This is a genomic window from Streptomyces sp. NTD91, from assembly GCF_059510455.1.
The window spans coordinates 13,943-35,152 of record NZ_JCAJZW010000007.1 but is presented as its reverse complement, the minus strand read 5'-3'; the positions used below and the strand labels follow the sequence as shown (position 1 = coordinate 35,152).

The following is a 21,210-nucleotide window of genomic DNA, read 5'->3' as shown; positions in this document are numbered from 1 at the left end:
ATGGAGGAACCGCTATGCAGGGGACGACCGAGGAGACCCAGGGCGCCGCCTACACCCCGACCGACCGCACCGTGCCGACGCGGTCCGCGGACCGGGCGTCGTACGACAGGGAGCTGGTGCACGCGATACTCGACGAGGGGTACGTCTGCCATCTCGGCTTCGTCCGCGACGGCGTGCCCGTGGTGCTGCCGACCCTGTACGGCCGGGTCGGCGAGCGGCTGTACGTGCACGGGTCCACCGGTTCCCGCCCGCTGCGGATGACCGGCGAGACCGATCCGGGCCTGCCGGTGTGTCTCACGGTCACCCACGTGGACGGGCTGGTGCTGGCCCGCTCGGCCTTCCACCACTCCATCAACTACCGCTCCGTGGTGGTGCACGGCGTCGCCCGTCAGGTCACCGACCCCGAGGAGCGGCGGACGGCCCTGGACGCGCTGGTGGACCACGTCGTGCCGGGCCGCTCCGCCGACTCACGGCCGGCGAACAAGAAGGAGCTGGCCGCCACCGCGGTGATCCGGCTGGACCTGGACGAGGTCTCGGCCAAGCTCCGCACCGGCGGCGCGAACGACGACCCGGAGGACCTCGGCCTGCCGTACTGGGCCGGCGTCGTCCCCCTCCGGAAGGGCTACGGCACGCCGCTGCCCAGCACCGACCTGGCTCCGGGTGTCGAGCTGCCCGGCTACCTGAAGTCCCGGTAGGCCTCCGACAGTTGAACCGGCATCGGCTCCCGGCCGTCGCGTGCCTCACTCACCGCGAGGCCCGCGACGGCGCCGAGCAGCAGCAAGGTGCCGACCGCGGTGGTGGCCGTGAGTCGCTCGCCGAGCAGGGCGACGGCGAGCACGGCCGCGGTGACCGGCTCCAGCAGCATGATCACGGAGACGGTCGCCGAGCGTACGACGGCCGCCCCGGCGAAGTACAGGGCGTACGCGAGGGCCGTGGGCACGGCGGCGATGTAGACCATCAGCCACAGCAGCCGCGCCGGGTGGGCGGTGTGCGGCAGCAGGCCGTCGTGCAGGGCGAACGGCAGCAGGCACAGGCCGGTCACCGCGAACGCGCCCACCGTGGTGCCGGCGGCGTCGGCGCCACCGCCCCTTCCCCACCAGCGGGTCAACAGGGTCATGGCGCCGTAGCCCGCGGCCGAGAGGAGCGCAAGGAGCACCCCCGCGGGCCGCACGGTCGCGGCCGAGCCGCCGAAGGTGAGCACGGCCAGCCCGGCGAGGGCCCCGCCGACGGCCGAGATCCCGCCGGCGCCGAGCCGTTCGCCCAGCAGCAGCCGGGCGCCGAGCGCGATGAGGACGGGACCCGCGCCGAGGGTGACGACGGTGGCCACGGCCAGGCCGGTCGACTCCACGGCTGCGAAGTAGGCGGTCTGGAACACCGCGAGACCGAGGCCGGTGGCCAGCACCCGGCCGGCCCGCCGGCTCGGGGACCCGGTGGGTGCCGGACGGGTCCGCGGGCGCAGTCCGCGTCCGGCGAGGAGCAGGACCAGCCCCAGCGCGCAGCGCCAGAAGGACAGGGCGAAGGCGCCCATGTCGCAGGTCCGGTACACCAGGGAGGCGGCGGCACCCGCGGTGCCCCAGGCGGCACCGGTGATGAACAGGTAGAGCAGGCCGCGCCCAACGGGCAGGCCGGTAGCACTGTGTGACGTCGTCAAGGGTTTCTCTTCCGCAGAAACGCACCCGAGGGTGCGGAAGTTCGAGGGCGGCCCGCTTCAGCGGGGCGCGCGGACTTCGTCTGCGGGCAGCACCGTCCGGCCCGGGCGCGGATGCGCGCGGGCGGGTGTCCCGGAGGCCCGCCTCAGGCGGCCGGGGGCGGAAGGACGAGTGCGGTCGACGGCATGACCGGCACCTTATGCGGCGGTGCCCGGTGCCGACAACTCGCGTTCGGCGCCGCCCGACGACGCCACCGGCTCGGTGGAACCCTTCGCCGGCGTCGACGACTGGGCGATGAACGCGCCGATCAGGACGACCGCGCCGCCGACCACCTGGGGCGCCGACAGGTGCTCGCCGAGCAGCACCCAGGCCAGCACCGTCGCGATGACCGCCTCCAGGCAGGCCACCACACCGGCGACTTGGGGCGAGAGCCGGCGCACGGACAGCACCCCCGTGACGTACGCGACGACGGTGGCGATCAGCACGATCCAGCCCAGCAGGGCGAGTGCCGGTACGGCGGTGCCGTTCAGGTCGGCGGTGCCGGTCAGCACCGACCAGCGCATGGTCCAGGGGCGGGCCAGGACCGTCAGCACGACGGCGCCGACGAGCAGGCCGTAGGCGATGACGCCGAGCGGGTCCGGCGCCTCCTTTCCCGCGTCGCCGCCGTGGTCGGCCAGCACGAAGTAGCCGACCTGGCAGCAGGCGGCGCCGAGTGCGAGCAGCAGGCCCAGGGCGTCGAAGCTCAACCCCGACCAGACCTCCACAACGCAGGCGAGCCCGCCGGCCGCGAGCACCACGCCGAGCGCGGCGGCACGGGTCACGGGCCGGCGTTGCACGAAGCGGACCCAGCCCAGCACCAGCGCGGGCGCCAGGTATTCGACGAGGAGGGCCACGCCCACCGGGATCCGGGACAGCGCGGCGAAGTAGCAGGCCTGCACCCCCGCCACGGCGAGCAGCCCGAACCCGGCGAGCAGCGCGGGCCGGCGGCGGGGCAGCGCGCGGTGCCGTACGGCGACGGGCAGCAGCACGACGGCGGCGCCGGCCACCCGCAGCCAGACCACGTGGAGCGGATCGAGTCCCGCCCCGATCAGGGGTTTGGCGGCCACGCCGGACCCGCCGAAGGCCAGCGCCGAGGCGAGCGCGAGACCGAGCCCGACGCTCTTGCCACGGCTGCCCTGACTGCTCTCTGACGTATGCACCGGCACATGATGACAGGCGACGACATGAGCGTCACCCCCGTTGACACCTGTCTCAGGAGCTGGACGTGCGGAACCGTCAGCGGGCCGGCCCGTCCTCCGGGCATGGCTCCGGGCCGGGTGCGGGCCGGGCGTCCAGCTCACGGATGCCCGCGCGCCGGAGCACCTCGACGGCCCGGGACTCGGGGTCCGCGGTGAGCCCTGCGAGCAGGTCGAGGCCGGTGACCTGGGACTCGCCACGGAGCCGGGCGCGCTCGCGGGCTCCGGCGACGGCGGCGGCCGCGGTGGGCGACCAGCCGGCGGCGTCCCTGGCATCGCGGGCGCCGGGCACGGTCACGGCGGGGACGACGGCGAGCGCGCCCGAGTCCTCGACCCGGCCCTGCCAGCGCAGCCCGTAGCCGATGCTGCGCTGCACGAGATAGCCGAGCAGCCGGGCGAGTTGCGGCGGGCCGCCGACAGCCGCGCGGACCTCGGGGTCGTGCTCCAGCAGGGAGTGCAGCAGATGGGCGGTGTCGATCTGCCGGTCCCCGTCCCGCACGGCCCGGCGGCGGGCACCGGCGACCACCGCTGCCAGCTCGGCGTCGAGCACGGCATCGTCGTCCAGGTGCGAGACCGCCTCGTCGTGGCCGGTGCGGCGGGCTGTACGGGGTTGCACAACCCTTACCCCATCAGCCTCAGCGGGCCGAGTCATCCACGAGCGGAACCATCTTCGCGTCCCACACGGAGTGGACATCGGCGTTCGACATCTCATCCTTACGGAGGAGATCAGGCCGATCCGGGCCGGGCAGCGCGCGCCGCCTTGCCCCGCGCCCCGTAAACAGCGGCGAGCATCCCCACTCGTCCCTCCCCCGTGCGGGGGGGGAGGTGTCCGAGCGCCGGTGTGTGGCGCTGCCGGCGGTCGACGGCAGGCAGCGCGTGGACCGGGCGTACGCACCGCAGGACGCCCTGCTCGCCGACCTGTTGCGGCAGGGCCGGCACTGCCACGACGAGAGCGCCCTCCCGCGCGCCTCCGACGTGTTCGGCGCGGCGGTGACACGGCGGGTGGGCCGACGCCGCCGGACCTGGCGATTTACTGACGGTTCATCAGTATTGAATGTTCGCCCTCCTGCGGCTACGTTCCGCGACACCGTAGCCCGCTACGCCCGATCCGAAGGGGTGGTCGCATGGCCGAAGTCAGCGCGGAGGCACGCATCGGGGCACCGGCCGAGCAGGTGTGGGCCCGGCTCACCGACTGGTCGTCGTACGGGGAGTGGAACGCCACCCACACCGGCTTCCCCGACGGGGGCCCGGAGAACCTGGCGGTGGGCGGGACGTTCCGGGAGAACATGAAGCTGATGGGCTTCCCGGCCGAGGTCGACTGGACCATCGAGGAACTGGAGCCGGCACGGGTGTTCGCCATCAGAGGCAAGGGCCCGATGGCGGTGACGGTCGCCACCCGGTACACCCTCGCACCCGACGGCGACGCCACCTGCGTCCGCATCGACGGGGAGTTCACCGGCGCCGCGGTGTCGCTGATGGCGGGCAAGCTGAAGGACTCGGCGACGGCCGCCCTGAACGAGTCGCTGCGGGGGCTGGCCGGCCTGGTCGCCTGAGGCCGGGACGCGAAGGCGCCCCGCGCGGTCCCGCGCGGGGCGCCCCACCCTGCCGCACGAGACCTCAGTCCTCGTCGGCGAGGATCAGGTACAGCCTCTTGCGGGCGTCGTTGATGACGGCCAGCGCCTTCTCGTGCTGCTCCTTGCTGCCGGTCTTCCAGACCTGACCGAAGGCCTCCATCAGACCGAAGCCGGCCTGGCGGATCTCGCCGAGGGCCTCCCAGTCGACCCCGCGCGAGGCCTCCTCCCAGGGGGCGTCCGGCCCCTCGTCGGCGGCGGCGCGCCCGTCCTCGGTGAGGGTGAAGAGCTTCTTGCCGCCCTCGCTCTCGCTGGCGATCAGACCCTCGTCCTCCAGCAGCTGGAGCGTGGGGTAGACCGAGCCGGGGCTGGGCTTCCAGGCGCCACCGCTGCGGGCGGCGATCTCCTGGATCATCTCGTAGCCGTGCATCGGGCGGTCCTTGAGCAGGGCCAGGATCGAGGCCCGCACGTCACCGCGCCGCGCCCGTCCCCTCGGGCCGCCGCGCCCCCGATGCCCCCAGGGTCCGGGTCCACCAGGGCCGAAGCCCGGCCCACCGGGACCGAACGGCCCGAAGGCGGCCCGTCGCCGCTCGAATCCCTCGAAACCGCGCAGACCGGGGCCTTCGCGCCGAGTCCGGTGCTCGAATCCGTGCGTGTTCATGGCGATCACTCCATTCCATCGATGATCCGTCACGTCTGCATCGCGTATCGTACGCGATATCTCGACGATATATCGGCAACGATCGCCTGACAAGCCCCTTCCCGACAGCGGGTCCCGTGGGCGCTCGGCGAACCCGAGGTGCCGGACCGCCCCGCCGACCCGACTGGCCCGGGCACGGTCGGGTGGCGCCGCCGTGCGGAAAACGTGCCAGAGGTCGTGAATTGGCCTTGGGTGGACCTCGGCAGCGGCGCTAGCGTCGCCGTCATGCGCATGCGAATCGTGGACGCCTTCACCGACCGCCCCTTCGCCGGCAACCCGGCCGGAGTCCTGCTCCTGGACGACGTCTTCCCGGACGACGACTGGCTCCAGAACGTCGCCATGGAGGTCAACCACGCCGAGACGGCGTTCGCCCACCGCCTGCCCGAGGGCGGCGAGGCGGACTGGGCGCTGCGCTGGTTCACGCCCGTCGCCGAGGTCGCGCTGTGCGGGCACGCCACGCTCGCCACCGCCCATGTGCTGCACACCACCGGCGCCCACGAGGGCACGGTGCGGTTCGCCACCCGCAGCGGCGTGCTCATCGCCACGCCCGCCCCGGACGGCTCCATCACACTCGACTTCCCGACGGCCCCGCTCACCCCGGCCGAGATCCCGCCGGGTGTCGCCGAGGCGCTCGGCGCACAGCCGGTCGCCGCGTTCGACACCGGCCCCGACGTCGGCGACCTGCTGCTGGAACTGGCCGACGAGAAGACGGTCCTGGGCCTCGCGCCTGACCACAAGTCGCTCGGCGCCTTCTCCGCGCGCGGCATCATCGCCACCGCACGCGCCGACGACGCGTCCCGGGGCTACGACTTCGTCTCCCGCTGCTTCTTCCCGAACGTCGGCATCGACGAGGACCCGGTCACCGGCAGCGCCCACACCGCGCTCGCCCCGCACTGGTCCGCGCGCCTCGGACAGGGCGACCTCACGGGGCTCCAGGCCTCCCGCCGCACCGGCCTGGTCCGCACCGCCCTGCGGGGTGAACGCACCCTGCTCACCGGCCGCGCGGTCACGGTCATCGAGGGGGAACTGCGGGCCTGAGGGCCCGGTCGTCAGGCCGTCGGCAGCCAGCCCACCCTGCCCGCGAGGAGGGCGTAGCCGACGAACGCGCCGATGTCGAGCAGCGAGTGGGCGACGACCAGCGGACCGACCCGGCCCCAGCGACGGTACAGGTACACGAACACCACGCCCATGACCATGTTGCCGAGGAAACCGCCGACACCCTGGTAGAGGTGGTACGAGCCGCGCAGAACCGCGCTGGCGACCAGTGCGCTCCCCGGGGCCCAGCCCAACTGGCCGAGCCTGCGCAGCAGGTAGCCGACGACGATGACCTCTTCGAGGATCGCGTTCTGCATCGCCGACAGGATCAGCACCGGGAACTTCCACCACACGTCCGGCAGCGCCTCGGGCACGACCGTGAGGTTGAAGCCGAGGCCGCGGGCGGCGAGGTAGAAGGCGATGCCGGTGCTGCCGATCACGGCCGCGATCGCGGCGCCGCGGGCCAGGTCGGGCCAGGGCCGGGTGCGGTCGAAGCCGAGCGTGCGCAGGCTGCCGCCCTCGCGCAGGAGCAGATGGGCGACGAGCGCGACGGGGACCAGCGCGGTGGCGATGCCGAACAGCTGCCAGGCCAGGTCGAGCCAGGGGCGGCCGGGGGCGGCCGACGCGTTGAGGGTGGCCGCCTGGTCCTTCAGACCGCCCGGCTTGGTGACCGCGCCGACGAAGCTGATCAGCGCGGAGACCCCGCTCGCGCCCAGCGACAGGGCCAGGACGAGCAGCGTCTCGTCCCGCAGGATCCGCCGCGGGTCGCGCCGCCGCGCCCCGGATTCGGCCACCGACTCAGCCTCCACCTGCACCCCTGCCTCCGTCCGGCTCATGGACCTCGGGCCCACCTCTGCTGGCAAGGATCGCAGAAGGAGACATGAGGACGGCGTACAGGGCACCGCACCTCACGACGCCGCGCGCCTCCCGCCGCGAGGGCTCGGGCCGGCGGTGGGTACGACGCTCGGACCGCGCGGCTCCGGCTCACCCCAGCGGCACCGGCTCCGGCAGCCCCACCGGCCACGTGTGCACCGGCTCGCCCACATGCATCAGCTCGGCATAGCGCCGCGTCGTGGCCGCGAGGGCCGCCTCGCGGGTCATGCCCTGTTCGAGGCAACGGTGGAAGGTGGCCGCCTGCCACGACGCACCGTTCACCCGGCGCCGGCAGCGCTCCTCGATGACGCCGAGGTAGAGGTCCCGGTCGGCCGGCTCCACACCCCATGCGTCCAGCCCGGCCGAGGCGAGCGGCAGCAGCTCGTCGCGGACCAGGCCGACCGCGTCGACCTCGCCGGTACCGCCGTACCGTCCCCTCCGGGGCCACACGAACCGCGCGTCGATGCCGTACCGGCACGCGGCGTCGAAGTTGGCCTCGGCCGCGGCGAAGGGCAGCCGGGTCCACACCGGCCGGGACTCCTCGGCGAGAGCGCGGACCAGGCCGTAGTAGAAGGCCGCGTTGGAGATCACATCGGTGATGGTCGGCCCGGCCGGCAGCACACGGTTCTCCACCCTGAGGTGGGGCACGCCGTCGGCGATGCCGTACACCGGCCGGTTCCAGCGGTAGATCGTGCCGTTGTGCAGCACGAGTTCGGCGAGCCTCGGTGTGCCGCCCGCCCCGACGACCTCCAGCGGTTCCTCGTCGTCGCAGATCGGCAGCAGCGCCGGGAAGTAACGCAGGTTCTCCTCGAACAGGTCGTACGCGGAGCTGATCCACCGCTCGCCGAACCAGGTGCGCGGCCGTACGCCCTGCGCCTGGAGCTCGGGCGGGCGGGTGTCGGTGGACTGCAGGAACAGTGGGGGCCGGGACTCCCGCCACAGCTCGTGACCGAACAGGAACGGAGAGTTGGCGCCGACGGCGATCTGCGCGGCCGTCGCCGCCTGCGCCGCGTTCCACACGTCCGCGAACCGGGCCGGGGTGACCTGGAGGTGCAGCTGCACGGAGGTGCACGCCGCCTCCGGGACGATCGACTTGGAGGTGCACACGAGGTGCTCCACGCCCTCGATGTCGAGCCGGAAGTCCTCACCCCGCGCGGCCACGATCTGATCGTTGAGCAAGGTGTAGCGGTCGACCTCGGAGAGGTTAGAGGAGACCAGGTCGTCGCGGTCGAGGGTGGGCAGGATGCCGATCATGACGATGCCGGCATCCACTTCGCCCGCCTTGCGGTCGGCGTAGGCGAGCGAGGTGCGCAGTTCCTCCGCGAGCCGGTCGAATACCCGTCCGCCCAATCGGTGCGGGGCGATGTTGACTTCCAGGTTGAACATGGCGAGTTCCGTTTGGAAATCACGGCTCGCGATCCGCTCCAGTACCTGCCCGTTCAACATTTTCGGCATGCCGTCGGACCCGGCGAGATTCAATTCGATCTCGACCCCCATGAGGTTCTTGGGGCGGTCGAATCGCTTCTCCCGCAGCAGCCGCTCCAGTCCCGCAAGGCACTTCTGGAGCTTTTCGCGGTAGCGCTGGCGATCGGACAGGTCGAACTGCCCCGCCACGACCTTCTCCCCCATCGAAGTGTCCTTCCTCGGATGAGCGGGCCGACGAACCGGCCGCCTGGCTCCCGGGTGCAGGGGGGATGATGCCCAGCGGAAGCGATCCATAACGCCCCGCGCGAGCCCGGCAGCCGCTACTCTGTCGGAATGTTCCCCGCGGCACATTCACGGGGCATGGGTCGGATGGACCACCGGGTGCCCCCATCACCTCGTGAAAAACGCCGACGACATCCAGCCGACCGCTGCCGGCGCGTATTGCGAGGTCAGCGGCAGGACGGCGGTCCGGAAATCGGAAGAACTCCCGCAAATCGTCGGCTTATTACCGCCTTGCGCGACTTCCCCGAACGAGTTAGACGAAACAACGGCCGAACACGCGTCATATAAACTTCGCCCACAAGGCGGAAGGCTGACGCCTCGGTCCTGGCTCCTGCCGTGTCCAGGCCGTCCCGACGACGGGCGGCAGGCCGAGCCGCACCCATGTTCACCGACCGGGCCTCCACCCTTCCGGCCTTGCGTGAGCAGACAGCGCCGTCCGCCCCACCCTCCTCGCGCCGCCGCGCCTGTCGAACGAGAGGCGACCCACATGCCGCTGCACGTGCCCCCTGCCCCCGCGCCTGCCCTGCGTTCCGTCCTCACCGCTCTCGGTTCTCCCACCGCGGTCCGTGAGGCCCGCACCCCCTCCCTGCGCGCCGCGCAGGGGCCGACGACACCCGAACTGCCGCTGCCCGTGCACGTACTGGACCGGATCACCGCACAGGGCCTGTCCGCGACCCGGCTGGCCGGCTGGCGCTTCCTGATCCGCTGCGGCGACCGGGCGGTGGCCGCGGCCGAGACGATGCTCACCCCCGACGGCTGGGCCTTCTCGCACTTCTTCGAGGGCCCGTACGTCCCGTCCACCGAGCGCGCCCTGCACCAGGCGGAGGCGCTGCCCCAGCCGTTTCAGGCGCGTCTGCTGTCCGTGCCCGGCCTGTACATGCTCACCCTGTGGCTGCACGGCGACATCACCGCCGACGGTGGGGCGGGCCACCCGGCCGACACCGATCTGCTCGTGCCGCTCGCACCGGCCCCGCCCGGCATACCGGCGCACCGCCCGTTCCGGGTCACCGAGCTGCTTCCGGTACTGACCCATCGCGCGACCCCGGTACCGCTGCTCGGGCCGCCCGTGCTCGGTTCACCCGCCTGACCGAGCGGCCGCGTGCCCCGCTTGCCCGCGAGGGCGGCGGGGTACGTCCATGTCAGTGGCCCTGGGCTGCGCTGACTAGCCCGTTCCGGCCACCGAGAACCACCCTAAATGACAGGGCACTTGGACTGAACCGTCCGCGCGGGTGACGCGTCATGAACCTGTGAGAAGCGGTGCTGCGAAATCCCTGCGGAACGACGCCGAGAGGGCAACACTGGGTTCCGACCGACTTATCACCACGGGGGACGGCCATGACCACGACAGAGCGAGAGATCCCACCCATGTGCCAGCACCAGCCGCCGTGTCCGCCAGCCGAATCCGCCGACCGGGAGTCCGCCCGTCTCGTGGCGCACCACCCGGAGCAGGGATGGAGTCTGCTGTGCAACGGCGTCCTCCTCTTCGAGGACACCGGTGAGCTGCTGCCCGACGGCCGGATCATCGCTCCGCACCGCCCGCTCGGTGCGGAGCAGGTGATGACGGCCGCCTGAGCGGAGCACGAGAAGGACAAGAGGGGCCGGCCGCACGCATCCGGTGCGAACCGGCCCCGAGGTGTGTCCGGGGGCAGCTACCGTCGGTAGCCGGGTGCTATCGCAGCGCCTCGCGCAGCGCCTGGTACGCCGGCTTGGGGTTCAGTTGCTCGTCCCAGGGCAGGGCCGCGCCCTCGCCCGCGAAGACGCCCGGGATCCAGGAGTACTTGTCGGTGAAGTCCCAGATGGTGATACCGACGCAACGGCGAACGCTCAGACAGGCCTTCGTCAGATTCGCGTACCAGCTCGCCTGCTCGGCCAGCTTGTCGGCGGTCGCGGGCAGCTGCATCCGGATGTCGACCTCGGTGAGGGCGGTGTCCAGGCCCAGGCCGGTGAAGCGGCGCAGGTTGTCCGCGATGGTGGTGGGATAGCCGTACTGCAGCGCCAGATGGGTCTGGAAGCCGATGCCGTCGAGCGGCACGCCCTTCGCCTTGAGGTCCTTGGCCAGCGCGTAGTAGGCGTCGCTCTTCGGCCCGACCGCCTCGATGTTGTAGTCGTTCAGGTAGAGCTTCGCGTGCGGGTCGGCCTCGTGGGCCCAGCGCAGCGCGTCGGCGATGTAGCCGGGGCCGAGAGTCTTGTACCAGAGGGTCTCGCGATAGGTGCCGTCCTCGTTGAAGGCCTCGTTGACGACGTCCCAGGAGTAGACCTCGCCCCGGTAGTGCCGTACCTCCGTGGTGATGTGCTTCTTCAGCACGGCCCGCAGTGCGCTCGCGGTCCACTGCTTCGAGGTGAGCCAGTCGGGCAGCTGGCTGTGCCAGACGAGGGTGTGAGCGCGGACCTTCTGGTGGTTCTTGCGGGCCAGGTCGACGATCTGGTCGCCGTTGGTCCAGTCGAAGACTCCTTGCTGCGGCTCGGTGGCGTACCACTTCATGCCGTTGCCGGGCGTGATCATGTCGAACTCGCTGCCGAGGATCTTCGTGTAGGCGCTGTCGGTGAGTTCGGGGTTGTCGGTGGCGCTGCCGAAGTACCGTCCGTGGCGCTCGGCCAGGTCGGCGAGGGTCGGCTGCCGTGCATGGGCCGGCGCGGCCTGCGCGGCGGGGCCGGTGGCGACACCGGCGGCCACCAGGGCGGCCGCCAGGGCACCGGCGGCTCCGAGACGCGTGCTCTTTCCGGGCATGGTGCGACTCCTGACTTTCCAGAAGGTGGTCGGCCTTTACCGCGCCGACGCGCAGAAGCCGACAGAGCTCGTTCGAAACATTCGATTGAGCGACCGAACGTTCCGAGCGGCGACTCTAGGAAGGCGCATCGGAGGCGTCAAGGTGTCGTGCGGGAGGTCGTGGGCGCGTAGTCGAACCAGTCGAAGACGGCGCTGCCCTCGGTGACGTACATCCCGATGACACGGCCGGTGAATCCGGTGGCCACCTGAGTGGACAGATAACGGCCGTCCAGTCCGGCCAGTTGAACGGATCCCTCCGCCGTTCCGACGGAGAAGACGAGGGTGTCGGGACCGCTCCCGGGTCCGGGGCTCCGGGTCTCCCGGATGTCGACGGCCAAGATGACCGGGCCCGCGGGCAACGGGAGTTCGGCGACGCGCTGCCGCAGCGGACCGATCCGGGCGACCACGGCCGCGGTGCGCGTGCCGGGGCGCGGGCCGTCACCACCGCCTGTCCGCCGGCCGTTCCCCGGGTCGACCGCGCGGCCGTTTCCCGTGCCTGCTGCGGGCACGTCGTCAGCGGCGGGCTCCGAGTCGGCCACCTCCAGGTCGTAGTGGTGCTCCTCGTCCAGGCGGACGGACAGCCCGGCCCGGCCCGTACCGGCCTCCAGGCGTGCGGCGGCGATGCAGTCGAGGTGCTGCTGGCGGCGGCCGACGAAGGTGTGCCCGGGGCGGTCGAGGCTGCCCCCGGTGGCGGTCAGCGTGAGCCGGCCGGGCCGCTCCGTGAGCGACCAGCACCCCTCGGGCCTGCGGCGCGGCGTTATCCAGTGCGGCGCCAGCACCGGGGAGGCGAAGTCGTCGCGCGCCGGGGGCAGTACGAACGGGGCCCAGGCGGTCGGTGCGGTATGCCGCTCGCGCACGTGGCCCACCCGGGGCCAGCCGTCGGCCCACTCCACCGGCACCAGGAAGGTCTCCCGGCCGAGGACGTGGAACTCCGGGAAGTAGCCGCGCGGCCGGGTGCCGAGGAGCACCATCCACCAGGTGCCGTCGGCCGCCTGGACCAGGTCGGCATGGCCCGTGCACTGGATCGGCGAGCCCGCACCGCGGTGGGACAGCAGCGGGTTGCCGGGCGCCGGTTCCCAAGGGCCGCGCGGGGAGCGGGCGCGTGCGGCGGACACACCGTGTCCCAGGGCGGTCCCGCCCTCGGCGAGCAGCAGGTACCACCACTCGCCGATGCGGTACAGATGTGGTGCCTCGGGGTCCCTCAGGCCGGTGCCGGACCACATCGGCAGCGGGCCTTCGAGCACCTCCCCGGTGCGCGGATCGATCCGGGCCACGGTGACCCCGGCCATGGCGCACCAGCAGGAACCGTCCTCGTCCCAGGCCAGGTCCGGGTCGATGCCGGGCAGGTCGATCCACACCGGGTCCGACCAGGGCCCCTCGGGACGCTCGGCGGTGACGAGGAAGGTGCCCCCGGCGCCGACGCTCGTGGTGATGACGTGGAAGAGCCCGTCGTGGTACCGGATCGTCGGGGCGTAGACGCCGCCGGAGGCCGGCGTGTCGTCGGGCAGCGCCAACTGGCCCGGACGGTCGAGGACGTTGCCGATCTGGCGCCAGTGCACCAGGTCACGGCTGTGGAAGATCGGCACGCCGGGGAAGTACTCGAAGCTGGAGCACACCAGGTAGTAGTCGTCCCCCACCCGGCACACGCTCGGGTCGGGGTGGAATCCGGGGAGGACGGGGTTGCCGTAGGTCCGCATGACTGGCCTCCCAGCTCGAAATTTTCGATTTCGACATCGAATCCTAGCGGTGAGTTGCCGATCGCCGAGGGACGGAGATCGGTGCCGGAAATCGTTGAAGAAGACACCGTTCGCCCGACTGGTCGAATCGCCGGTACGGGAGTGGGATGGAAGGAAGCAAGGGCCTTGCAGGGCGGGCACGTCCGCGCGCGGGACGCCCCGGCGTCGCCCGCGAGGAACGGTGGAGTGATGTCCGGTTTCGACGCCTCGGCGGCCCCCCGGGTGGTGGTCGGTGTGAGCGGCTCGCTGGGCAGCGTCACGGCCCTGCGACGGGCCACCGCGCTGGCCTGCCGGCTGGGAGCCGAACTGTGGCCGGTGCTGGCCTGGGAGCCGCCGGGGGGTGACCCGGCCGCGCGCCGCTCCCCCGCCGCCGGTCTGCTCGTCGAGGACTGGCAGCGGCTGGCCCGGCAGCGGCTGGCCGCGGTGCTGGAGGAGATCTTCGGCGGGAACTCCCCCGGTGTGCGGATGCACGCGGTCGTGGTACGCGGCGCTCCGGGCCCGGCGCTGGTGGCGACCGCGGACCGGGAGGACGACGTCCTGGTCGTGGGCGCGGGCCGACGCGGTCTGCAGCGTGCCTTCTCGGGCCGCGTCTCCCGGCACTGCCTGGCGCATGCCGTCTGCCCGGTGCTCGCCGTACCACCGTCCCCCCTGGAGTCGCAACTGCTGTCCGTCCACCGGCGCAACACCTGGCATCTGCGCATGGACATCCGAGGGCTGTGAGGAGGGTGCGGTGCGCCCCGGCAGTACCGCACGCCGGCCGCGCTGCCGTCGCGTCAAGAACCGCGCCCCCGCCGTCAGGGCGCCGTCAAGGCGCGCCCCGGCGGGGGCGGGAACTGTCTACCGTCTACGTCATGAGGCACCGAGACGGCACCCACACCCGGCGCACCGGCTCGTGCCCGACCGGTGTCGTCGCCGCCGTGTACGACCGTGACTGGGTGGCTGCCGTGCGTACGTCGATCCGCTGTGCCGGAGCGCTGCTGACGCTGCTGCTGCTCATCGACCTGGCGTCCGGCACCCTCACCTGGTGGCGCGGTGCCCTGTGGGCGGGCATCGCCCTGCTGCTGTTCCTCGTGCTGTTCCCGGTACGGGTCTCGGCCGGCGCGGGCTGGCTGGCCACCCACCGGCTGCTGCGCACCCGCAGGGTCCGCACCGATCTGCTGGTCGCGGTACGCCCGCTGGAGGGTGTGGCCCAACGCCTGCTCCTGCGCGACACCCTCGGGAACCGGATCGAGATCGACCCGGAGGTCCTGATCCGCAACCCCGCGCTGTGGCACCTGGTCGACGAGGGCGCCCGGATCTCCGAGGCGGCCGGCACCCTGGTCTGCGGCACGACCGCCCTGCACCGCCTCGCCCGCCGCCTCGACAGCGAGACGGCCCGGGCGGTGTTCCGCGCCTCCGGTCTGCGCTGAGGCGGCTCGTCCGAGGCCCGCGCCATGACGCTCGGTGGTCGACGACGCAACGGCGGCGCCACCGGCGGACACCGCGGCCGTACCACCGGCGAGCGCCTCCTGCCTCCCTTCTTGATGCGGCTCTGCCGCTCGCACGCCATTCTTGACGCAAGATTGACGGCCCCGGGGCCAGGATCCATGGGCCCGGGCGTCACTCTCCGCATACGCTGGTGCCGCCGTCCGCGTGATGGCCGGAACAGAGCTGAGCCCACACAGGAGAGCCCCCCGATGGCCACGACCGAGCACCCCCCTCCCAGTCGCTTGCGCAACTGGATGCTGGAGGGCCTGTCCGACATGGGCAAGGGCGGTGGCCACACCGGACCGCACGCCGTACCCGAACCTCCGCACAAGGGACAGCGCTGGTACCGGGTCATGTGCCTGACCGGCGTCGACTATTTCTCGACCCTCGGATACCAGCCGGGCATCGCGGCCCTGGCGGCCGGTCTGCTGTCCCCGGTCGCGACCGTCGTGCTGGTCCTGGTCACCCTCGTCGGCGCCCTGCCCGTCTACCGGCGGGTGGCCGAGGAGAGCCCGCACGGCGAGGGCTCCATCGCCATGCTGGAGCGCCTGCTGTCGTTCTGGAAGGGCAAGCTGTTCGTCCTGACGCTGCTGGGCTTCGCGGCCACCGACTTCCTGATCACCATCACCCTGTCGGCCGCCGACGCCTCCACCCACCTGGTGGAGAACCCGCACCTGACCGGCGCCCTGCACGGCCACCAGATGATGATCACGCTGTTCCTCGTGGCGCTGCTCGGCGCGGTGTTCCTCAAGGGCTTCCTGGAGGCGATCGGTGTGGCGGTCGCCCTGGTCGGCATCTACCTCGGGCTCAACCTGGTCGTCGTGTTCGTCGGCCTCTGGCACGTCGTCACCGCCGGGCATGTGGTCACCGACTGGACCAACGCCCTGACGGCGGAACACGGGAACGTGTTCGTGATGGTCGGCGTGGCTCTGATCGTCTTCCCGAAGCTGGCCCTCGGTCTGTCCGGGTTCGAGACCGGTGTCGCCGTCATGCCCCATGTGCAGGGCGATCCCGGGGACACCGAGGAGAAGCCGACCGGCCGGATCCGGGACGCCAAGAAGCTGCTCACGACCGCCGCGCTCATCATGAGCGGCTTCCTGATCACCACCAGCTTCATCACCACCCTGCTGATCCCTGCGAACGACTTCAAGGCGGGCGGTCCGGCCAACGGCCGTGCCCTCGCCTACCTCGCGCACCAGTACCTCGGCGGCGTCTTCGGCACGGTCTACGACATCTCGACCATCGCCATCCTCTGGTTCGCCGGTGCCTCCGCGATGGCCGGCCTGCTGAACCTCATGCCGCGCTACCTGCCGCGCTACGGCATGGCCCCGCACTGGGCCCGCGCGGTCCGGCCCATGGTCATCGTCTTCACTCTGATCGCCTTCCTGGTGACCTGGATCTTCGACGCCAATGTCGACAAGCAGGGCGGTGCGTACGCCACCGGTGTGCTGGTGCTGATCAGCTCGGCCGCGATCGCGGTGACCATCGCCGCGCGCAAGGCGGGGCAGCGCAAGTGGGCGATCGGGTTCGGCGTGATCGCCGCGGTGTTCCTCTACACGACCGTCGTCAACGTCATCGAGCGTCCGGACGGTGTGAAGATCGGCGCCTGCTTCATCGCGGGCATCATCCTGGTCTCGTTCCTGTCCCGACTGGCCCGCGCCTTCGAACTCCGGGTGACCACCGTGACGCTCGACCCCATGGCGGAACGATTCATCCGGGACATGGCCAGCCGGAAGATGCGTTTCATCGCGAACGAGCCCGGCCACCGGGACAAGGCCGAGTACCGCGACAAGATCGAGCAGATCCGGGCCGACAACGACATGCCCGAGCAGGAGGACTTCGTCTTCGTCGAGGTCAAGATCACCGATCCCTCCGAGTTCGAGGCGAGCATGACCGTGCGCGGCGAGGTCCTGCACGAGCGCTACCGCGTGCTCACTCTGGAGCACTCCTCCATCTCCAACGCCCTGGCGGCCCTCCTCCTGCACGCCCGGGACATGACGGACTGCACCCCTCACATCTACTTCGAGTGGACCGAGGGCAACCCCTTCGCCAACTTCCTGCGCTTCTTCCTCTTCGGCCAGGGCGAGGTCGCCCCGGTCACCCGTGAGGTCCTGCGCGAGGCGGAGCCGGACCGGGAACGCCGTCCCCGGGTGCACACCGGGTGAGAGCGGCGGACCTCGGAGCAGTCGCCGGGTCACCGAAGCCGGCCCCGTCCACGGTTCGCCTGCCGTGGACCTATCGTGGCCGGCATGCAGTCCTACACGATCGGCCAGGCGGCTCGGCTGCTCGGCGTGAGCCCCGACACCGCCCGCCGCTGGGCCGACGCGGGCCGGGTGGCGACCCATCGCGACGAGGCCGGACGGCGGCTCATCGACGGCAGGGACCTGGCCGCGTTCTCGGTCGAACTGGCGAAGGCGGGCGGCGGCGGCGAGGAGGAAACCTCCTACACCTCCGTCCGCAACGCCTTCCCCGGGATCGTCACGGCGATCAAGCTCGGTGACGTCGCCGCCCAGGTGGAGATCCAGGCCGGCCCGCACCGGCTGGTCTCGCTGCTGACCCGCGAGGCCGTCGAGGAACTGGGCCTGGAGGTCGGCATGGAGGCCACCGCGCGCGTGAAGTCCACCAACGTGCACGTCGACCGGGTCTGACCCCGTCCTGCTGGGCATCCCCCGTCGACGACACCCTGCCGGCCACGGCCGTCTCCGAGCCGGTGCTTCCGCAGGACCCGTGCCGGGCCCGGCACGGGTCCTGCGGGATCACGGCGACGGTCGCGCGACGGCTCGATCCGCGGGTGACACCGGGTCCCGCGTCGGTGCGGACGTCGTACTGCCGCGGGCCGGCTGAGCGCTGGGGCTCCATGAGCCGGGCGAGCGTCATCTGCGAGCGCGTCCAGCGCGGCAACCGGCCCGTCCCGTACCAACGCACATGCGAGCCCCACATCACAAGTTCGCGGCTCATGCGAGGGAACAGCAGACTTATGCCTGGCAGATGCGGGAGTATCATCACCGAACGGCCGGTCTCTCCGGCCGGGACAGGGCGCGACCGTTGTTCCGCAGAACGCGAGGAGTAGAACCGTGAAGACCCCTTCCGCGCGCCGGACCCCGCGGATGCTGCAGCTGGCCGGTGCGGGAGCCGCCGCCCTCATGGCCCTCAGCGCCTGCTCCTCATCCTCGGACGCGAAGGACACGACGTCGGGCGCGTCGGACGCCGCCTCCCCGAAGCTGTCCGGCAACGTCACCGTGTTCGCCGCCGCCTCCCTGAAGGAGAGCTTCACGACCCTGGGCAAGGAGTTCGAGAAGGAGCACCCCGGCACCAAGGTCAGCTTCAGCTTCGGCGGCAGCGACACGCTCGCCGCCGGCATCACCGGCGGTGCCCCGGCTGACGTCTTCGCCGCCGCCAGCTCCAGGACCATGGCACTCGTGACGGGCAAGAAGGACGCAGCCGGCACCCCGGCCACCTTCGCGCGGAACCAGCTGGAGATCGCCACCCTGCCGGGCAACCCGCACAAGGTGGCCTCCCTGAAGGACCTCACCAGGTCCGGCCTCAAGGTCGTCCTGTGCGACAGGGACGTGCCGTGCGGCGCCGCCGCCCAGAAGGCCCTGGACGCCGCCGGGCTCAAGCTCACCCCGGTCTCCTACGAGCAGGACGTCAAGGCCGCCCTGAACAAGGTGGAGCTGAAGGAGGCGGACGCCGCGGTCGTCTACAGGACCGATGTGAGGTCCGCGGGTGGCAAGGTGGCGGGCGTGGAGTTCCCCGAGTCCGCCGAGGCCGTCAACGACTATCCGATCGTCCCGCTGAAGAACGCGCCGAACGTCGCGGCCGCCAAGGCGTTCATCGCCCTCGTGCGCTCCGCGGAGGGCCAGAGGGTGCTCGGCGAGACCGGATTCCTCAGGCCGTGACCTCGCTTCTCGAACCCGGCGCCGCAACCGGCCCGCGCACGAGCCGGCCGCGGCGCCGCCGCGGCGGCGCGGGGGGCCGGCGGGGGGTGCCGTTGCCGCTGCTGCTGCCGGGCCTGCTGGCGCTGGCGTTCCTGCTGGTGCCGCTTCTCGCGCTGCTCGTCCGCGCGCCCTGGCGCGGCCTGCCGGAGCAGCTGTCCAGCGCCGAAGTGTGGCAGGCGCTCCAGCTGTCGCTGGTCAGCGCCACGGCGGCGACGGCCGTCAGCCTCGTCCTGGGCGTGCCGCTGGCCTGGCTGCTGGCCCGCACTCAGTTCCCCGGCCGCGGTTTCGTACGGGCCCTGGTGACGCTGCCCCTGGTCCTGCCACCGGTGGTCGGCGGTGTGGCCCTGCTCCTCGCCCTCGGCCGTAACGGGGTGGTCGGCCGGCTGCTGGACGCCTGGTTCGGGATCACACTGCCGTTCACCACCACCGGGGTCGTGCTCGCGGAGGCGTTCGTCGCGATGCCGTTCCTGGTCATCAGCGTCGAGGGCACCCTCCGCGCCGCCGACCCCCGGTACGAGGAGGCGGCGACCACGCTGGGCGCGTCCCGCTTCACCGCGTTCCGCCGGGTGACCCTGCCACTGATCGCGCCCGGCGTCGCGGCGGGCGCGGTCCTCGCCTGGGCGCGCGCGCTCGGTGAGTTCGGCGCGACGATCACCTTCGCGGGCAACTTCCCCGGCCGCACCCAGACCATGCCGCTCGCGGTCTACCTCGCCCTGCAGGACGACCCCGATGCCGCGATCGCCCTCAGCCTGGTCCTGCTGACGGTCTCGATCGCGGTACTGGCAGGCCTGCGAGACCGCTGGATGATCTCATCATGACGAACGCCCGTCCCGCGCGGTCAGACGCCGTGGCCGCTGACACCGGTGAGACCGCAGCACGCCCGGCGGCACCCGGAGCCGAAGACGAGGGCCGCACGGAGGGTGCGGGTGGGGATCCGAACCCGGCCGAAGGTCGGGGCCCCGCCACACGCCCGCACCCGCCCGCGCACGGCCTGGACGCCCGTCTCCTGGTGGACCGCAGCGGCTTCCGTCTGGACATCGCCCTCAGCGCCGCCCCCGGTGACGTCGTCGCCCTCCTCGGCCCCAACGGCGCCGGCAAGACCACTGCCCTGCGCGCCCTCGCCGGCCTCACCCCGCTCACTGCCGGCCACCTGCTCCTGGACGGCACCGATCTGGACCGCACTCCCCCGGAGTCACGCCCGGTCGGCGTCGTCTTCCAGGACTACCTGCTCTTCCCCCACCTGTCCGCCCTGGACAACGTCGCCTTCGGCCCCCGCTGCCACGGCGCGAGCAAGGCGGAGGCCCGCGCCCAGGCGGCGGCCTGGCTGGACCGCATGGGCCTCACCGCCCACGCGGGCGCCAAGCCCCGCCGCCTCTCGGGCGGACAGGCCCAGCGCGTGGCGCTCGCCCGCGCCCTGGCCACCCACCCCCGGCTGCTGCTCCTGGACGAGCCGCTGGCCGCGCTGGACGCCCGCACCCGTCTGGAGGTCCGCGCCCAACTACGCCGACACCTGGCCGAGTTCGAGGCCGTGGCCGTCCTGGTCACGCACGACCCGCTGGACGCGATGGTGCTCGCGGACCGGCTGGTCGTCCTCGAGTACGGCCGCATCGTCCAGGAGGGCCCTCCCGCTGACATCGCCCGTCGTCCGCGCACCGACTACATCGCCCAGCTCGTCGGCCTCAACCTCTACCGCGGCCGGGCCGACGGCCACACCGTACGGCTCGACGCCGGACCCGCCATCACGACCACCGAGGAGCTGTCCGGTCCGGCCTTCGTGGCGTTCCCGCCGTCCGCCGTCACCCTGTTCCGGGACCGGCCCACCGGTGCCAGCGCACGTAACCTCTGGCGCTGCGAGGTGGCGGGCCTGGAGACGCACGGTGACCAGATCCGCGCCGACCTCGCGGGCGAACTTGCTCTCGCCGCCGATCTCACCGCGGTGGCCGCGGCCGACCTCGACCTGCACCCGGGGTCTGCTGTCTGGGCGACGGTCAAAGCGACGCAGACGCACGCGTACCCGGCCTGAACGGGCGGGCGCTCTACCGTGAGTGTCCATGACCCTGAGCATCCGCAACCAGCTTCCCGGCACCGTCACCGAGGTCCACCCGGGCGAGGCGATGGCCATCGTCAAGCTCCGTCTGGAGGGCGGCCAGCATCTCGTGGCGGCGATCACCAAGGAATCCGCCGAGGAGCTGGCCCTCTCCCCCGGCTCGTCCGTCCGCGCCCTGGTGAAGTCGACCGAGGTCTCCGTGGCCGCCCGTCGGGTGGAGGGCCTGTCGATCCGCAACCAGCTTCCCGGCGCGGTCACCGGCCTCAGGACGGGCACCGTCATGGCAACGGTGCACATCTCCGTCGACGGCGGCGAACTGACCGCGGCGATCACCAAGGACGCGGTCGCCGACCTCGGCCTCTTCGTGGGCTCGGACGTGGTGGCCCTCGTCAAGGCGACCGGGGTGTCCCTCGCCTCCGCATGACACGCCGAAGGCCCCGCCCGGTGTGGTGGTGCGGACGGGGCCCGTGCGGAGGAGCGCCCGC

Annotated in this window: 21 protein-coding genes; 13 read left to right on the top strand and 8 right to left on the bottom strand. The window is 72.2% G+C overall.

Features of this window, described 5'->3' with window-relative positions; genetic code table 11:
- Positions 1-14 precede the first annotated feature (14 nt).
- A complete protein-coding gene (locus AC5WRT_RS10400; RefSeq protein WP_496100144.1) occupies positions 15-695 on the top strand; it encodes a pyridoxamine 5'-phosphate oxidase family protein in 681 nt (226 codons plus the stop codon).
- Here AC5WRT_RS10400 and AC5WRT_RS10395 read toward each other — a convergent pair.
- The 3 genes from AC5WRT_RS10395 to AC5WRT_RS10385 form a co-directional block, all read right to left on the bottom strand.
- The gene (locus AC5WRT_RS10395; protein ID WP_496092686.1) at positions 677-1,651 is read right to left on the bottom strand and encodes a DMT family transporter; all 975 of its coding nucleotides are present in this window, start codon (positions 1,649-1,651) and stop codon (positions 677-679) included. The two genes, AC5WRT_RS10400 and AC5WRT_RS10395, sit on opposite strands and share 19 nt — an antisense overlap.
- 195 nt (positions 1,652-1,846) lie before the next feature.
- Positions 1,847-2,854 (bottom strand): EamA family transporter, encoded by a 1,008-nt coding sequence (locus AC5WRT_RS10390; RefSeq protein WP_496092685.1) that lies wholly within the window; start codon positions 2,852-2,854, stop codon positions 1,847-1,849.
- Between the two features lie 70 nt (positions 2,855-2,924).
- Positions 2,925-3,500 (bottom strand): peptidase, encoded by a 576-nt coding sequence (locus tag AC5WRT_RS10385; protein ID WP_496100143.1) that lies wholly within the window; start codon positions 3,498-3,500, stop codon positions 2,925-2,927.
- Between the two features lie 508 nt (positions 3,501-4,008).
- Between AC5WRT_RS10385 and AC5WRT_RS10380 the strand changes: the two genes are divergently transcribed.
- The gene (locus AC5WRT_RS10380) at positions 4,009-4,437 is read left to right on the top strand and encodes a type II toxin-antitoxin system Rv0910 family toxin (protein WP_496092683.1); all 429 of its coding nucleotides are present in this window, start codon (positions 4,009-4,011) and stop codon (positions 4,435-4,437) included.
- 64 nt (positions 4,438-4,501) lie between these two features.
- Here the strand turns inward: AC5WRT_RS10380 and AC5WRT_RS10375 are convergent, their stop codons facing one another.
- On the bottom strand, positions 4,502-5,116 hold the full coding sequence (locus AC5WRT_RS10375) for a PadR family transcriptional regulator (RefSeq protein WP_496092682.1): 615 nt from the start codon (positions 5,114-5,116) through the stop codon (positions 4,502-4,504).
- 264 nt (positions 5,117-5,380) lie between these two features.
- On the opposite strand from AC5WRT_RS10375, the gene AC5WRT_RS10370 reads away from it, so the two are divergent.
- Positions 5,381-6,193 (top strand): PhzF family phenazine biosynthesis protein, encoded by an 813-nt coding sequence (locus AC5WRT_RS10370; RefSeq protein ID WP_496100142.1) that lies wholly within the window; start codon positions 5,381-5,383, stop codon positions 6,191-6,193.
- A gap of 11 nt (positions 6,194-6,204) precedes the next feature.
- Here AC5WRT_RS10370 and AC5WRT_RS10365 read toward each other — a convergent pair whose 3' ends face one another.
- On the bottom strand, positions 6,205-7,005 hold the full coding sequence (locus tag AC5WRT_RS10365; protein WP_496092888.1) for a CPBP family intramembrane glutamic endopeptidase: 801 nt from the start codon (positions 7,003-7,005) through the stop codon (positions 6,205-6,207).
- 169 nt (positions 7,006-7,174) lie between these two features.
- Positions 7,175-8,692, bottom strand: coding sequence for a glutamate-cysteine ligase family protein (locus AC5WRT_RS10360; protein WP_496092680.1), 1,518 nt, complete (start codon positions 8,690-8,692; stop codon positions 7,175-7,177).
- A 565-nt stretch (positions 8,693-9,257) separates the two neighbouring features.
- Between AC5WRT_RS10360 and AC5WRT_RS10355 the strand changes: the two genes are divergently transcribed.
- Positions 9,258-9,857, top strand: a complete 600-nt coding sequence (locus tag AC5WRT_RS10355) for a hypothetical protein (RefSeq protein ID WP_496092679.1) — start codon at positions 9,258-9,260, stop codon at positions 9,855-9,857.
- A 278-nt stretch (positions 9,858-10,135) separates the two neighbouring features.
- Positions 10,136-10,342: a DUF5999 family protein gene (locus AC5WRT_RS10350; RefSeq protein WP_030603474.1), complete on the top strand. Its 207-nt coding sequence runs from the start codon at positions 10,136-10,138 to the stop codon at positions 10,340-10,342.
- Between the two features lie 97 nt (positions 10,343-10,439).
- Here the strand turns inward: AC5WRT_RS10350 and AC5WRT_RS10345 are convergent, their stop codons facing one another.
- Positions 10,440-11,498 carry an endo-1,4-beta-xylanase gene (locus tag AC5WRT_RS10345; RefSeq protein ID WP_496092678.1) on the bottom strand — a complete coding sequence of 353 codons (1,059 nt, stop codon included), beginning with the start codon at positions 11,496-11,498 and terminating at the stop codon, positions 10,440-10,442.
- A 137-nt stretch (positions 11,499-11,635) separates the two neighbouring features.
- Positions 11,636-13,234: a glycoside hydrolase family 43 protein gene (locus tag AC5WRT_RS10340; RefSeq protein ID WP_496092677.1), complete on the bottom strand. Its 1,599-nt coding sequence runs from the start codon at positions 13,232-13,234 to the stop codon at positions 11,636-11,638.
- Positions 13,235-13,462: 228 nt separating this feature from the next.
- On the opposite strand from AC5WRT_RS10340, the gene AC5WRT_RS10335 reads away from it, so the two are divergent.
- The 8 genes from AC5WRT_RS10335 (at position 13,463) to AC5WRT_RS10300 (ending at position 21,149) form a co-directional block, all read left to right on the top strand.
- Complete coding sequence (locus tag AC5WRT_RS10335; RefSeq protein WP_496092676.1) at positions 13,463-13,993, top strand: universal stress protein; 531 nt, start codon at positions 13,463-13,465, stop codon at positions 13,991-13,993.
- Between the two features lie 131 nt (positions 13,994-14,124).
- A complete protein-coding gene (locus AC5WRT_RS10330; protein ID WP_496100141.1) occupies positions 14,125-14,682 on the top strand; it encodes a hypothetical protein in 558 nt (185 codons plus the stop codon).
- Positions 14,683-14,949: 267 nt separating this feature from the next.
- The gene (locus AC5WRT_RS10325) at positions 14,950-16,905 is read left to right on the top strand and encodes an APC family permease (protein ID WP_496100140.1); all 1,956 of its coding nucleotides are present in this window, start codon (positions 14,950-14,952) and stop codon (positions 16,903-16,905) included.
- 84 nt (positions 16,906-16,989) lie between these two features.
- Positions 16,990-17,388: a TOBE domain-containing protein gene (locus tag AC5WRT_RS10320; RefSeq protein ID WP_496092673.1), complete on the top strand. Its 399-nt coding sequence runs from the start codon at positions 16,990-16,992 to the stop codon at positions 17,386-17,388.
- Positions 17,389-17,847: 459 nt separating this feature from the next.
- The gene (gene modA / locus AC5WRT_RS10315; protein ID WP_496092887.1) at positions 17,848-18,639 is read left to right on the top strand and encodes a molybdate ABC transporter substrate-binding protein; all 792 of its coding nucleotides are present in this window, start codon (positions 17,848-17,850) and stop codon (positions 18,637-18,639) included.
- The gene (modB, locus tag AC5WRT_RS10310) at positions 18,636-19,496 is read left to right on the top strand and encodes a molybdate ABC transporter permease subunit (protein ID WP_496100139.1); all 861 of its coding nucleotides are present in this window, start codon (positions 18,636-18,638) and stop codon (positions 19,494-19,496) included. Before modA ends, modB begins: the two co-directional genes overlap by 4 nt.
- Positions 19,493-20,701 (top strand): ABC transporter ATP-binding protein, encoded by a 1,209-nt coding sequence (locus AC5WRT_RS10305; protein WP_496100138.1) that lies wholly within the window; start codon positions 19,493-19,495, stop codon positions 20,699-20,701. The genes modB and AC5WRT_RS10305 overlap by 4 nt, the downstream gene beginning before the upstream one ends.
- Before the next feature lie 28 nt (positions 20,702-20,729).
- The gene (locus tag AC5WRT_RS10300) at positions 20,730-21,149 is read left to right on the top strand and encodes a TOBE domain-containing protein (protein ID WP_496092670.1); all 420 of its coding nucleotides are present in this window, start codon (positions 20,730-20,732) and stop codon (positions 21,147-21,149) included.
- The last annotated feature ends 61 nt before the right edge of the window (positions 21,150-21,210 follow it).

Excerpts from the sequence above, each read along its gene's own strand:
- AC5WRT_RS10400 (WP_496100144.1), top strand. The coding sequence starts at position 15 with ATGCAGGGGACGACCGAGGAGACCCAGGGCGCCGCCTACACCCCGACC.
- AC5WRT_RS10380 (WP_496092683.1), top strand. The coding sequence starts at position 4,009 with ATGGCCGAAGTCAGCGCGGAGGCACGCATCGGGGCACCGGCCGAGCAG.
- AC5WRT_RS10375 (WP_496092682.1), bottom strand. The coding sequence starts at position 5,116 with ATGAACACGCACGGATTCGAGCACCGGACTCGGCGCGAAGGCCCCGGT.
- AC5WRT_RS10370 (WP_496100142.1), top strand. The coding sequence starts at position 5,381 with ATGCGCATGCGAATCGTGGACGCCTTCACCGACCGCCCCTTCGCCGGC.
- AC5WRT_RS10360 (WP_496092680.1), bottom strand. The coding sequence starts at position 8,692 with ATGGGGGAGAAGGTCGTGGCGGGGCAGTTCGACCTGTCCGATCGCCAG.
- AC5WRT_RS10355 (WP_496092679.1), top strand. The coding sequence starts at position 9,258 with ATGCCGCTGCACGTGCCCCCTGCCCCCGCGCCTGCCCTGCGTTCCGTC.
- AC5WRT_RS10350 (WP_030603474.1), top strand. The coding sequence starts at position 10,136 with ATGTGCCAGCACCAGCCGCCGTGTCCGCCAGCCGAATCCGCCGACCGG.
- AC5WRT_RS10345 (WP_496092678.1), bottom strand. The coding sequence starts at position 11,498 with ATGCCCGGAAAGAGCACGCGTCTCGGAGCCGCCGGTGCCCTGGCGGCC.
- AC5WRT_RS10340 (WP_496092677.1), bottom strand. The coding sequence starts at position 13,234 with ATGCGGACCTACGGCAACCCCGTCCTCCCCGGATTCCACCCCGACCCG.
- AC5WRT_RS10335 (WP_496092676.1), top strand. The coding sequence starts at position 13,463 with ATGTCCGGTTTCGACGCCTCGGCGGCCCCCCGGGTGGTGGTCGGTGTG.
- AC5WRT_RS10330 (WP_496100141.1), top strand. The coding sequence starts at position 14,125 with ATGAGGCACCGAGACGGCACCCACACCCGGCGCACCGGCTCGTGCCCG.
- AC5WRT_RS10325 (WP_496100140.1), top strand. The coding sequence starts at position 14,950 with ATGGCCACGACCGAGCACCCCCCTCCCAGTCGCTTGCGCAACTGGATG.
- AC5WRT_RS10320 (WP_496092673.1), top strand. The coding sequence starts at position 16,990 with ATGCAGTCCTACACGATCGGCCAGGCGGCTCGGCTGCTCGGCGTGAGC.
- modA (WP_496092887.1), top strand. The coding sequence starts at position 17,848 with ATGCTGCAGCTGGCCGGTGCGGGAGCCGCCGCCCTCATGGCCCTCAGC.
- AC5WRT_RS10305 (WP_496100138.1), top strand. The coding sequence starts at position 19,493 with ATGACGAACGCCCGTCCCGCGCGGTCAGACGCCGTGGCCGCTGACACC.
- AC5WRT_RS10300 (WP_496092670.1), top strand. The coding sequence starts at position 20,730 with ATGACCCTGAGCATCCGCAACCAGCTTCCCGGCACCGTCACCGAGGTC.